General features: G+C 44.5%; 14 protein-coding genes. 8 read left to right on the top strand and 6 right to left on the bottom strand.

Annotated features, from left to right (window positions below):
* Positions 1–11 precede the first annotated feature (11 nt).
* Positions 12–1,415, top strand: coding sequence for an ethanolamine permease (eat, locus tag FKN08_RS11760; protein WP_006741326.1), 1,404 nt, complete (start codon positions 12–14; stop codon positions 1,413–1,415).
* A 187-nt stretch (positions 1,416–1,602) separates the two neighbouring features.
* Positions 1,603–2,658 (top strand): nitronate monooxygenase, encoded by a 1,056-nt coding sequence (locus tag FKN08_RS11755; protein ID WP_047008023.1) that lies wholly within the window; start codon positions 1,603–1,605, stop codon positions 2,656–2,658.
* A 61-nt stretch (positions 2,659–2,719) separates the two neighbouring features.
* On the opposite strand, the gene FKN08_RS11750 is transcribed toward FKN08_RS11755, so the two are convergent.
* The 3 genes from FKN08_RS11750 to FKN08_RS11740 form a co-directional block, all read right to left on the bottom strand.
* Entirely contained in the window at positions 2,720–4,114 is a 1,395-nt protein-coding gene (locus FKN08_RS11750; RefSeq protein WP_170892188.1) for a fructose-specific PTS transporter subunit EIIC, read from the bottom strand.
* 11 nt (positions 4,115–4,125) lie between these two features.
* Positions 4,126–4,566: a PTS sugar transporter subunit IIA gene (locus tag FKN08_RS11745; protein WP_170892187.1), complete on the bottom strand. Its 441-nt coding sequence runs from the start codon at positions 4,564–4,566 to the stop codon at positions 4,126–4,128.
* 300 nt (positions 4,567–4,866) lie between these two features.
* The gene (locus tag FKN08_RS11740; protein WP_170892186.1) at positions 4,867–5,340 is read right to left on the bottom strand and encodes a peptide-methionine (S)-S-oxide reductase; all 474 of its coding nucleotides are present in this window, start codon (positions 5,338–5,340) and stop codon (positions 4,867–4,869) included.
* A 193-nt stretch (positions 5,341–5,533) separates the two neighbouring features.
* On the opposite strand from FKN08_RS11740, the gene FKN08_RS11735 reads away from it, so the two are divergent.
* Both FKN08_RS11735 and FKN08_RS11730 read left to right on the top strand, forming a co-directional pair.
* Complete coding sequence (locus tag FKN08_RS11735) at positions 5,534–5,923, top strand: VOC family protein (RefSeq protein WP_170892185.1); 390 nt, start codon at positions 5,534–5,536, stop codon at positions 5,921–5,923.
* A gap of 91 nt (positions 5,924–6,014) precedes the next feature.
* The gene (locus tag FKN08_RS11730; protein WP_170892184.1) at positions 6,015–6,755 is read left to right on the top strand and encodes a DNA-binding transcriptional regulator YciT; all 741 of its coding nucleotides are present in this window, start codon (positions 6,015–6,017) and stop codon (positions 6,753–6,755) included.
* A 3-nt stretch (positions 6,756–6,758) separates the two neighbouring features.
* On the opposite strand, the gene FKN08_RS11725 is transcribed toward FKN08_RS11730, so the two are convergent.
* Genes FKN08_RS11725 through FKN08_RS11715 form a run of 3 tightly spaced genes read right to left on the bottom strand, consistent with a single transcriptional unit; the run spans position 6,759 to position 8,558 of the window.
* Positions 6,759–7,115 (bottom strand): VOC family protein, encoded by a 357-nt coding sequence (locus FKN08_RS11725; RefSeq protein WP_170892183.1) that lies wholly within the window; start codon positions 7,113–7,115, stop codon positions 6,759–6,761.
* A gap of 31 nt (positions 7,116–7,146) precedes the next feature.
* Positions 7,147–7,800: an isochorismatase family protein gene (locus FKN08_RS11720; RefSeq protein ID WP_170892182.1), complete on the bottom strand. Its 654-nt coding sequence runs from the start codon at positions 7,798–7,800 to the stop codon at positions 7,147–7,149.
* A 32-nt stretch (positions 7,801–7,832) separates the two neighbouring features.
* Positions 7,833–8,558 (bottom strand): NUDIX domain-containing protein, encoded by a 726-nt coding sequence (locus FKN08_RS11715; RefSeq protein ID WP_005373953.1) that lies wholly within the window; start codon positions 8,556–8,558, stop codon positions 7,833–7,835.
* 299 nt (positions 8,559–8,857) lie between these two features.
* On the opposite strand from FKN08_RS11715, the gene pncB reads away from it, so the two are divergent.
* The 4 genes from pncB (at position 8,858) to FKN08_RS11695 (ending at position 12,545) form a co-directional block, all read left to right on the top strand.
* Positions 8,858–10,168 carry a nicotinate phosphoribosyltransferase gene (pncB, locus tag FKN08_RS11710; protein ID WP_170892181.1) on the top strand — a complete coding sequence of 437 codons (1,311 nt, stop codon included), beginning with the start codon at positions 8,858–8,860 and terminating at the stop codon, positions 10,166–10,168.
* 334 nt (positions 10,169–10,502) lie between these two features.
* Positions 10,503–10,862, top strand: a complete 360-nt coding sequence (locus FKN08_RS11705) for a hypothetical protein (protein ID WP_005373947.1) — start codon at positions 10,503–10,505, stop codon at positions 10,860–10,862.
* A 214-nt stretch (positions 10,863–11,076) separates the two neighbouring features.
* Entirely contained in the window at positions 11,077–11,595 is a 519-nt protein-coding gene (locus FKN08_RS11700) for a glycine zipper 2TM domain-containing protein (protein ID WP_005392659.1), read from the top strand.
* A gap of 170 nt (positions 11,596–11,765) precedes the next feature.
* A complete protein-coding gene (locus FKN08_RS11695) occupies positions 11,766–12,545 on the top strand; it encodes a methyltransferase domain-containing protein (protein ID WP_170892180.1) in 780 nt (259 codons plus the stop codon).
* The last annotated feature ends 20 nt before the right edge of the window (positions 12,546–12,565 follow it).

Below are 12,565 nucleotides of genomic sequence, written 5' to 3'. Positions count from 1 at the left end.
AAGGATTTACTATGTCTAAACATCAGGAGTACTTGGCCAAAAGGCAGCTAAAAAGAGGCACCGCAGGTTGGATTTTACTTGCTGGCTTAGGTGTCTCGTATGTTATATCTGGTGACTTCGCCGGTTGGAACTTTGGCATCGCTCAAGCAGGATGGGGAGGCTTTCTTATTGCTGCTATCGCGATGGCAGTAATGTATTTCACGCTAGTATTGTCTTTAGCTGAGATGTCTGCGGCTATTCCTGCTGCGGGTGGTGGTTACAGCTTCGCAAGACAGGCGATGGGGCCGACAGGCGGCTTTTTCACTGGCTTATCAGTTTTGATTGAATATGCGCTCGCGCCTGCTGCGATAGTGATTTTTATTGGCTCAGCAGTGAATGAATTGGTTGGTATCGATGGCCCTGTTGTTTACGCACTTTTCTACGCCGTCTTTATCGCTATTCACATGGCAGGGGTTGGCGAAGCTCTCAAAGTAATGATGGTCATCAGCGGTTTGGCTGTGCTAGCTATTCTAATCACTGCTGCTGTGCTTATTGGTCACTTTGATGTTAATAACTTATTCGATATTGCTCCGGCGACGGCTCAGGCAACAGAAATCTTGCCGTTTGGGTGGTATGGCGTATGGGCTGCGCTGCCATTTGCGATGTGGTTATTTCTTGCGGTTGAAGGTGTGCCTTTAGCAGCAGAGGAGGCAAAAAACCCGGCGAAAGATGTTCCCAAAGGCATCATTGGTGCGATGCTGTTTTTATTGCTAACCGCAACTCTGGTGGTCGTTCTTTTGGCTGGTGCGGTTGGTTCAAAGGTCATAGGCGATAGCGCTGTGCCATTAGTTGACGCACTGAAGCTTACGGGCAACTCAACGATAGCAATGGCCGTGAACTTACTCGGGTTAGCTGGTCTTATCGCTTCTTTCTTCTCTATCATTTATGGTTACAGTCGCTTGGTGTTTGCGCTTTCTCGCGCAGGTTATTTGCCGCAAACTTTGTCATTAACCAGTGACAAAAAAGTGCCTTCTCGTGCGCTTTTGGTTCCGGGCGTTTTTGGGTTCTTGGTTTCTCTTACGGGGGAGGGGGACTTAATCTTGGCGATGGCCGTTGTCGGTGCGACGGTATCGTACGCATTAATGTCCTTGAGCCATATTTTATTGCGAATTAAACAGCCGGAGTTAGCTCGCCCATATAAAACGCCTGGCGGGGTAATCACTTCGAGTATTTCTCTGGTGCTTTCTTTGATCGCAATGACAGGTGTTTATGCTTTTGATCCCTCAGCCTTTTTCATGACAATGGGATTGTTTCTTATCGGTGGTGTTTATTATGGGTTGTACAGCCGCAACAAATTGGTGGCAGCAACCGCCGAGGAAGAGTTTGCCATGCTTTCTGTTGCAGAATTAGAGCTTGAATCAGATGTAGCACGATAGCCATTTCAATTCGTGTTCGCCACTACATCAAGGGAGCCATGTGCTCCCTTTGTCATTTCTATCAAAAGTGCATAGCGCACAAATGCATCACTTTAACTTTATAAGTGGTTAATCATGTGAAAGTCTAGCCTGGATAACTATGGAGCATAGCCACCACTGGTATAGGTTAAGTTTTCAAGGAAGGATCATGAAAAACAACGCATTTAATACACTTTTTGGAACAGAGTTACCGATTATTCAAGCGCCAATGGCCGGCGTGCAAGACAGCCAAATGACCATAGCTGTCAGTAATGTTGGCGGGCTTGGCTCGTTACCTTGTGGAATGCTGAATAAAGACGCCATCGTTAAAGAACTTCAACTTATTCAACAGGCGACCAATCGACCGTTCAACCTCAACTTCTTTTGCCATGAGATGCCGGAATACGACGCCAACAAGCACGAAGAGTGGCAAAAAACGCTGCAACCGTATTTTGCTGAAGTTGGTGCAACCGTACAGGAGCAGCCAAACGCTCCGACAAGAATGCCTTTCAATCATGATATTGCTGACGCGATTGAACCATTTGCACCGCCAGTGATCAGTTTCCACTTTGGTTTGCCAACCGATGACTTATTAGCGCGAATTCGAGGCTGGGGAGGGAAGATCCTTTCGACAGCAACCACGGTGGATGAAGCACTTTGGCTGGAAGCAAAAGGCGTTGACGGTATTATCGCCCAAGGCTTGGAGGCTGGTGGACACCGAGGCATGTTTTTATCGGATGATTTAACTACTCAATTAAGTCTGATGGCGTTATTACCACAAATCTCCAAACGGGTGAATTTGCCTGTTATTGCTGCAGGCGGAATCGCTGATAGAAGCGGTGTGGAAGCCGCGTTGAGATTAGGAGCGAGTGCCGTTCAAGTTGGCAGCGCCTATTTGTTGTGTGATGAGGCGAAAACATCGTCTTTACATCGATATGCCATTGCTAGTGAACGCGCGCAACATACCGCTGTGACCAATGTTTTCTCGGGCCGACCAGCGAGAGGTATTGTGAATCGCGCGATGTCGGAGCTAGGTTACATCTGTGAGTCTGCGCCGAAATTCCCATATGCATCCATTGAAATGACTCAGTTAAGAGCGCTTATGGAGAAGCAAAACCGAGATGAATTTACGCCGTTGTGGTGCGGACAAAATTCGTCGGGTTGCAAAGAAGTTTCAGCGGCAGAAATGACACTATCATTAGTGGAAGGGATTGATTGGAATTGACTTATTCGTAATAAATAGAGCCCTTTGGGGGAAAGGGCTCTTAGGGGGAGGAGCTTAAGGTTTAAGCTTTCACAAGAGTCGCTGCGTTACGCATCGCTTCTTTCGTTGAACACTCAACAACGTTTGCTTTTGCAAAGCGGTGAGCGTCTTTTACTTGGATATCGTGAGCTAGAATAACCAGCTTCGCGTTTGCTACATCTAGGTCAGTGATGCGGTTCTGGATACCGTTTTGACCTTGAGTTTCTACTTTGATTTTCAGACCCGCTGCCGCACCTGCTTTCTCTAGTGCTTTCGCTGCCATGAATGTGTGTGCTACGCCAGATGGGCAACATGTTACTGCTACGATGTCGTACTCGCCTTCGCCTGCTGCTGGAGCCGCTTGAGCTTGTGCTGCTTCTGCGATTTCGTTTTCTGCTTCTTCTTCAGCGACTGGTTTCCAGAAGCCAACGATAACTGCTGTTGTTAGTGAGCCTAGTGCGATACCCACAACGTACATTGGGATGTTGCTTGATACAGGTGCTGTGATTAAACCGCCCCATGGTGCGTGTAGTAGTACGTCTGTTAGGAAGCCGAACACACAGCCAACGATACCACCAGCAACGATTGAAGGAAGAACGCGTACAGGGTCGTTTGCTGCGAATGGGATAGCACCTTCAGAGATACCGATAGAACCCATGATTGCTGCTGCTTTACCTGCTTCTTGCTCTTGCTTAGTGAACTTCTTCTTGAATAGGAATGTTGCTAGTGCCATACCTAGAGGAGGCGTACAGATTGCGATACCAACACCACCCATTAGCCATGGTTGAGTATCAACTTGAGTTTGAGCGAATAGCGTTGCTACTTTGTTGATTGGACCGCCCATATCGAATGCAGTCATACCACCAAGAATCGTACCTAGAACCACTTTAGAAGCGCCAGCCATAGAAGCTAGGAATTCGTTCATAGAAGCCATGAAGAGCTTGATTGGCTCACCGATACCCCATAGAACGATACCTGCAGAGATAAGCGTACCAACAAGTGGGTAGATGAAGTAAGCGCCCAACGCAGTCATGTTAGCAGAAAGAGGGATCTTCTTAAGTTGTAGAACTACACCACCAGCGATAAAACCAGCGACGATACAACCTAGGAAGCCGCCGCCCATGTCAGCCATGATGCCAGAAGAGATCATCGCTGGCGCTAGTGCTGGTTTGTCTGCAATTGAGTAACCGATGAAGCCACCAAGAATAATTGGGAACAACACCAGACCTTTAATACCGATATTAGAAATATCAGCCAATAACCCGTCTGCAGGAACCGCACCTTTACCGGATGCCATTACCGCCAGAGCCAGTAGTACACCACCCGCAACGATAAATGGAAGCATGTGAGAAGTACCGAATAAAAGGTGACCTTTCATGGTACTTAGGAGTTTTTTGAAATCGCTATTATTGCTAGCTTGAGCTGTGATTGTACTCATAATTTCACGCCTTATGAATTAATTAAAATATTTAGTATTTGGTTTTCGTCTTTTGCGTTATGAATATCTTCAATAAACTCTTCGCTAAATTTTCCGAATAATTCTTGAAGAACATAAATATGGTGGTCGGTACCGTTATCTGGTGAAGCAATCATGAAGAATACGGTTGGTTTGACTCCCTCTTCGTCGCCATACTCGATGCCTTCGCGCTTTACGCCAACGGCGATTGCAGGCTCTGTAACCGCTTTGCTTTTTGCGTGTGGGTAAGCGATGCCGTCCATTGAAGTCACGCTTAATACTTCACGTGCTTCGATGTCGGTTAAAAAAGCCTCTTTGCTGCTGATTCGATTATTTTCGAATAGCATTTGTGCTAGCTCTTCAAAGACTTCTTTTTTATTATTTGCTTGAAGGTTGCTTTTAATTAAATTGACGTTTGTTAGTTCTGTAATCATTTTGTGACTCATTGGTGCTGAAGTAATGAGTCAAATTTAATTAATGAAGTGGTTTTCGGAAATAGTAAAAAAAAACCAATAACTATACTTTTGTATCACTCAATCTTAAGTGTGATAGCCGTCATTAATAATGCGGAATATTATAAAATTTATTATGTGATTTATATTCCAGTTATTTTGAAATAAATAACTAGACATGAAAATGAACTGGAGGAGGATCAAATAGCCCCGGTTAGGATGCAAAAAGAGGCGTTGCGCCTCTTAGTTTGAGATAATAGAAACAGCGATAAAAGCTGGCCATTAATTTTTATATTTATGCAGCAAATCTAACGGGATATGGCAGTAGTCGTTTGGAAATCGCGTGAGTCGGTCTTGGTGCTCATCATCACTTGGCACGTAGTTTGTGAGTGGCAGTACTTCTACGGCGATTTTATCGGCATCCGGTCTTGCTGCGATAAACGCTTTAGCAATCGTTAGGTGTTGCTCGTTTTGGCTATAAACACCTGTACGGTACTTTTCACCTACGTCTTCACCTTGCTTGTTTACACTGTGCGGGTCGATGATCTCAAACAGATACCCGATTAAAGTTTCAACCGAAACTTGTGCAGGGTCGAACTGGGTTTTCACGCATTCGGCGTAGCCATCGTATTCGGATTGAGTGTTATCCGTTGAGCCATTTGCTCGTCCTGCTTCGGTGCTAATTACGCCCGGAAGGTGGCGCATAAATTCTTGAACACCCCAAAGGCAGCCGCCTGCGAAGTAAATCTCTTCCATCATTTTATCCTGTAAAACTTTGCGCCATTATGGACATCACTTTCGCTCAAATACAACTCCAACCATAGAGTTAATGACTCATCGATGGGCAGTTCGGACATAAAAAAGGAACAACTTGGTGATGATTTGCTCTCTTTTTTGTGCTGCTTTTCCTCGTTAGATTGAGCGCAGTTAAGAGCTAAGGGGAATCCCAATGAAAATTGAACATATCGCGATTTGGACAGAACGTTTGGAAGAGTTAAAAGCCTTCTATGAGAAATATTTTAACGCGATGTCTAACGATAAATACCACAACCCAACTAAGCAGTTTTCATCTTACTTTCTTTCGTTTGAAAGTGGTGCACGATTGGAGTTGATGTCGATGGAAGGTGTGACCGCTTGTGAAAAATCTCATGCGATGCAGATAACAGGATTAGCACACTTTGCCTTCGCTTTAGGATCAGAGCAGGCGGTGGATCAATTAACCAAAACCTTAGTAGATGATGGCTACCAATGGATCGACGGTCCGAGACAAACGGGTGATGGTTACTACGAAAGCTACGTATTAGATCCGGATGGCAACCGTCTAGAGCTTACGGTGTAACGCAGCTTCGCTTATTTCTATCGTTCACAGGCTGCTTTCATATGAAAGTGTTCGGGCGTATACTGCAAGCTCATTAATAAGGAGTGAGCCTGTGAACCCAAGACAAAATGAAATCCTGCAATTAGTGAATGACCGTAAACGCGTTCAAGTCACGGAGCTTTCTGACATCATCGGCGTGTCGGGCGTGACCATCAGGCAGGATTTGAATTTTCTTGAGCAACAGGGCTACTTAAAGCGTGTTCACGGCGCTGCTACCGCACTGCAAAGTGATGATATAGATACCCGATTAGAAGTCCGTTTCGATATTAAACAATCACTTGCAAATAAAGCGGCGGACTTGGTATCACCAAACGAAACCGTATTGATCGAGGGCGGCAGTGCTAATGCGCTCTTGGCTCGCACTTTAGCTGAACGCGGCGATGTGACCATCATTACCCCATCGGCGTACATCGCCCATCTCATCCGTAACACCTCTGCCAACATCATCTTGCTTGGTGGTGTATATCAGCATCAAGGTGAGAGCCTCGTTGGCCCGCTCACCAAACTCTGTATTGAGAACATTCACTTCAGCACGGCTTTCTTGGGTATAGACGGATTTCACCAAGACACTGGTTTTACTAGCCTAGACATGATGCGTGCCGACATCGCAGAGGCCATTCTGGCAAAGAATAGACGTAACATCGTACTGACGGACTCCAGTAAATTTGGACAGATTTATCCTTCTTCAATTGGCAATACCAACGAAATATCGGTGTTGTTAACTGACAAAGCCGCTCCGAAAAGCGACCTTGAGCAAATCAAAAAGCTAGGTGTGGAAGTGTTGTTGGGGTAAGTACTAATGGCTCTCCGACCATACTGCGAATTCATTTCCACTTGGTTCGGTGAAGTGGAATCGGCAGCCGCCGGGAAATTCGAAAATAGGGCGGATAATTTTTCCACCATGCTGCTCAACTTTTATCTGCGTGGCCTGAATATCTGAGCTATAAAACACTAAAAGTGCGCCACCATTTGCGGTTTGGTTTACAAACTCAGATTTGAAGAATCCGCCATCTAACCCTTGTCCTGAAAATGCAGAGTATTCAGGACCATAATCGGTAAAGCTCCAGTCAAAAGCACGCTCAAAAAATTGTTTGGTCGCACTGACATTAGTGGAACCAAATTCAACGTAATTCAATTTTTCATGTTGATGCATGGTGAAATCCCTATCCATTTGTTTCATGCCTCTAGGCGAATTTTTCTACGATGATGTCATCCGCTTTTTCGACAAATAATGCGCCTTGATCCTTGAGCTCTGTCAGCACATTTTCAACATTCTCAGGCAGTACAGCGCGAGTTGAAGCAAGGTTGACCACCACATTGTAGCCAAGATCCAGTGCTTGCATAACGGATTTCTTCACACAAAAATCTAGCGCGAGACCACCGACCACTATGGTATCAATCCCGTTGAATTTTAGAAATTCATGTGCACCTGTCGTTTTAGTATCGGCAATATCATGGAAGAAAATACCGTAAGGATGCGCATCAGGATCCATGCCTTTATTAACTTGAAAATCATAGTCCAAAACAGGTGGTAAACCGTCTAAAAGTTCAGAACCTGTTGTGCCAAGCACACAATGGCGGTTCCATTTTATATCCACATTGGGTAGGCCGACGGGTTCAAGCATGTTGGCTGGTGTTTCGGCATCCCATTTTGCTTTTGGTGGGTGTAAGTCACGACTGACCAGTTTTAATCGGCCTTTGGCATGATTACTCAGAAGCTCCGGTACGATTTCCAACGCACCTGCAACGGGCAGTTCATTTGGACATAACTCGCTAAAGCCTTTCTCTGGATCAACGTCGATCACCGCCGTGGTTTGATAGTTTACTCGAACAGTCATGGCAGACTCCTTGTCTGTCTTATTGCCTGCGTTTATCCACGCAAACAGTTTTGAAAAAAGGTTACTTCGTCGCTAGTCAGCGTATACACCATTGCGGGTTTTCCACCTTTGCCTTTGTTGGTAGAAGCGACTTTATTGGTGGGTTTTAGTACGCCTGAATCTATCAAGCGGCGCTTAATCGTCATTCGGCTAATATCAATACCAAACTCTTGATAAGCAGAAATGATGTCGGCAACCAAAAACTCTTTGTCTAATGCAAACAAAAGAACCGATGTGTATTCAATGGATGCACGAAGCTTCTGCCACGCTTTTTCAATGGTTTTTTGATGGTCAAACGCGAGAGTTTCTTCTCCATTGAGTATAGCTTGTAGCGAAAACCATTTTAGTTGGCACTCTGGTACACCAGCATTGTTGATTTGCTCTACATTGTTACGATCGACCAAGGCGTAGTGAGTAATGTTTAAGCTCCAGTCTTCTGGATCACGCTTGGGATCGCCGTCGATAAAAGCTTCACTAAAGTGACGAGGGTAAGTATGGATTTTCTCGCGGCAAATTCGGCGGCGCGCCGCCTCAAAGTTTTCATCGGCCGGGCGTCCTCCTTCACTGGTTAAGTCTTTATCAAAGACAAATCCGCCCGGTAGTGCCCAGACTCCATGGTATGGCCGATTTGGATTTGAACGTTTAATCAACAACACTTCCAATCCCTTATCGGCACAGCCAGATAGCCTGAATGGAATAATGTCGACAGATACGATCATGGTTGGGTCCTAATATTGATTTGTAAGTAATCTAGCGCATAACAAGTGGTCAATCAATGGGTAAGTAACGAGTTGTGCGAAACGTTTTCGGTAGTGCTTCATAGTACGCCTTGAGTATAAATCTACGAATGAATCTGACTTATTCACAATCTGTGTGCGAATTCTAGACAGAAAAACCTTATAAAAATGAGTGGTTAGTAACAAAAGTTGACAAACTATAGATGGGTGTTTATTGTTTACGCAAATTAGTTAGTAACAAAAAGTTATATACCCAGGAAGGGCGTGTAGAAGGGCACCTAATGACCACCAAACTATTTTCTTCCCGCATCATTCAAAGCGCTTTGGATTTTGATGTCTACAAAGTCAATATGATGAGCGCAGTAACAGCGCTTTACCCTGATGCGATGGTGTCATACAAATTTATTGTGCGTAGCGAGGAAGATCTCTCTGAACTGCTACCAGAGGTAAAAGTAGAAGTTCTTAAACTGCAAGACATTCAATTTACGCAAGAAGAAATCGAATACATCAAGCGTGTCGCGCCTTACCTGAATCCTGACTTTGTTGATGCACTGCGCCATTTCCGTTTCAATCCACAAAGTGATGTCTCTTTCCACAATAAAGCCATGGCTGATGGCTCAAGCCAGTTACGCATTACTATCAATGGTTTGTGGCGAGATACTATTTTGTACGAAACGATCATCATGAGTATCGTGTCTGAAGTTCGTAGCCGTCAGCGTTGGTCAGATATCCCTGTAGCGCAATTTACCACCGTTTTAGAAGAGAAAGTTCGGTACCTAAAATCCGAACTAAAACGTCGTAACATCACTAACTTTAAGTTTTCTGATATGTCGACGCGTCGACGTTTTTCCTTTCAAGCTCAGCGCACCATGCTGGAGTATTTGTGCCAGGAAGTGCCGGAATGTTTGACAGGAACAAGCAACTACCACTTAGCAAAAGAACTGAATTTGACGCCTATCGGTACCGTTGCTCATGAATGGTTTATGGGCCATCAAGCTCTGGTGAATGTGCGAGATTCGCAAAAAGTGGCTTTGCAACGTTGGCAAAAAATGTTTAACGGTGCACTAGGTATTGCACTGACCGACACGATTGGTATTGATGCCTTCCTTAAAGACTTTGATGAAGAGCTAAGTAACGCGTATTTCGGTGTACGTCACGATAGTGGTTGCCCTTATAGCTGGGGTGAAAAAATGATTGCACACTATCAGTCTCTTAATATAGACCCGTTAACAAAAACGCTGGTGTTTACAGACGGACTTAACTTCGAACAAGCGTTAGATATTTGCGAGTATTTCCAGGGACGTATTCAGGTGAGTTTTGGTATCGGTACTTTTCTTGCGAACGATATGGGTGATTATGTCAATAAAGAGGGTGAAGCCTACCAGCCACTTTCTATCGTGATCAAAATGGTCACGTGCAATGGTTCACCAGTCGCAAAAATCAGTGACGAACCTGAGAAAGCCATGTGTGAGGATATCTTCTTTTTGATGAACCTCAAGCGCCGCTTCGAGCAACCTCTTGATTTAAATGAGTGTCGTAAACTGATTGATCGTCTAGAAACTGAAGGTCAAAACTATCTCATCGACGCGTAGGCGTTATCCCTCCTTCTTGATAAGTGCCCTCTATCGTTACGACAAATTTATATAGACAAACGTAGAGGGTGATTTCGTTATAGTAATACGCAGAAGTAACCAGATACAGCGTAGGAAAGCACTCGAAAATGAGGTTGTTTTTTTGATGTGCTATGTGCCTATGATTGGTGTAAATCGATACGTTACAGCATTGTGGAAGGTGTATTTTCATCGGACACTAAACTCAGTCTAATCACGTAGTTTATTCCCATGTACCATGAGGTCACTCGGGTATAGACGTCTATCTGCTTTTATGACTTTGGGCTTCGCGTAATTGCTTGAATCAGGAGTCAAAATGAACCTAGTAGTACATTTGCAAAAGAAAGCGATCCGAAAATATGGCTATGAGATGGCCACTCGTCAAGCATGGAAATGTGGCATCAAGGCAAACCTTGTTAAGCGCGTGATCGGCCTTTTTAAAGGACAAATTGTTTGTGTGGTTGAAGGTTGTCGCGCAGAGTTTTCTTCTCCTCTTAATAACCCCCTTCATGAAGATGACAAGCAAGGGCGATATGTGTTTGTTGGCGGTGTATGCTGGGAACCAAACAACATTATTGCTCCTGGTTTTCCTGACTTTATGTTTATGCACGTGCGTAACCTGAGTCACCGTCATAAGTATTTAACCGACGACGAACTGTTTTTAAGCTTGGCTTAAAAATAAGCCTCATAGGTTAATCAAGCCTAATCATAATCAGTAATGATACGGTTTTAGCTCAGTTGACATTCTGTTGAGTGTTTCTTGACGTACCTTTTATAAAACAGTGTTTCTTTACTCGTTAATGACAGAGGGTTTGTTTTCGCCTGATGTGATTTCCTAATTGCGATTTACTATACCGCTCATCAAAGCAAACCATACTGGGATGTAAATCATGAATATGAAATCTATCGCAATTGCAACGGCAGTTGTTGCTGTACTAGCAGGCTGTAAAGACAAAACGCCACCAGCTCCAACCCAAGCAAACATTACTTTGGTTGAAGCGGTGACTGAAACGGTGAAAAATCCACACCAAGTATGTAAAGACGTGGTAGTAACGGAGCAAGTTGCTCCTACGGATGATAATAAAATAATTGGTACGGTCGGCGGCGCAGCAGCTGGCGCGGCATTGGGTAACCAAATCGGTGGCGGCTCAGGTAAAGTGATTGCAACTGCAGCTGGTACGATCGCTGGTGCATTAACGGGTCGTAAGATTCAGGAGAACGTGCAACAAGGCGATGTAGTGACAACGACGAAAAAGCAGTGCCACACAGAATACACAACATCTGAAAAAGTAGTGGGTTACGATGTCACTTATGAAGTTTCAGGTGCGCCAACGACGGTTCGCTTAGCGAGCAAGCCAGCGACAAAAACGTTCCCAATTCAAGATGGCAAAGTTGTTCTTCCGCAATAACTAGCTCCTCAACCGAAGTAATTAACAAGCCCTTTTATCTTTGAGATGAAAGGGCTTTTTCACATAAGCGGTGTTTTCATCTATTTTCCCGCGGGAATGTGCAGCCAGAATTACCAGCTAATTTCAGCGTTCGATACAATCACTTTTCGAAAAGTACGAACGGAAAAAACATGGAAGATTTTTACCTGACCGATCGCGGTTTAGCTGGTTATTTCGAAGCGCAATGGTTCGACAAGTTCATCGAAGATAAGCAGATTGAGACGATAAACAGTCGCTCAAAACAAGTCCCACTCTCTTTTTTGTCATCACCTCACTGCTCCCAAGTTGCTGATTTTATTGCGCAGATGGCACTTGAGAGCGGCGTTCAGCCGTATTCCCTACTTGAGGTTGGCGCGGCGCTGGGAAGAAACTATTATGAGTTAGTGCAACGCTTACCTAACCTTAAAGAAGCGACGCTTGTGGAGCCTTCAAATAGGTTGATGGATGGCTTGAAGCAACTATTAATAGAAGAACAACGAGTCGAGCTAACTTATCTTCACGATGTGAACACCTTAAACGCTTTAGAGGTAGAGAATAGAGATATCGTACAGAAATGTGCTCATGTTGATTTGACGCTGATTAACCAACCTTTTGAGCACGATACTCTCCAGTCTAGCTTTGATTTAGTCGTATGTTTGAACGTGGTTGATCAATGTGAGTCGCCACTTAGCGTGATCAACGCTCTAAAAGAAGCCACCAAGGTTGGCGGGCTGATGGTTGTCTCTTGCACTTATCAGTGGAACGCGAAACACATCAAAAATGAAGACGAAGCGGTCGATGATATCAAAGAGTACTTTGCTGAAGGTTGGCGTTTAGTATCGGAAGCCGATCATGAATATCGCATCCGGTTTAATGATCGTTTTGCAAGGCAGTTTTTATCTCATGTGGTCGCTTACATCAGAATGGATTAGAGCTACATAAAAAAACCGAG

This window comes from Vibrio sp. 1-2 (7-a) (assembly GCF_013048515.1).
In the GTDB taxonomy this organism is placed as follows: Bacteria; Pseudomonadota; Gammaproteobacteria; order Enterobacterales; family Vibrionaceae; genus Vibrio; species Vibrio diabolicus.
The sequence above is the reverse complement of the archived record's forward strand: the minus strand, read 5'-3'. Positions and strand labels throughout refer to the sequence as shown.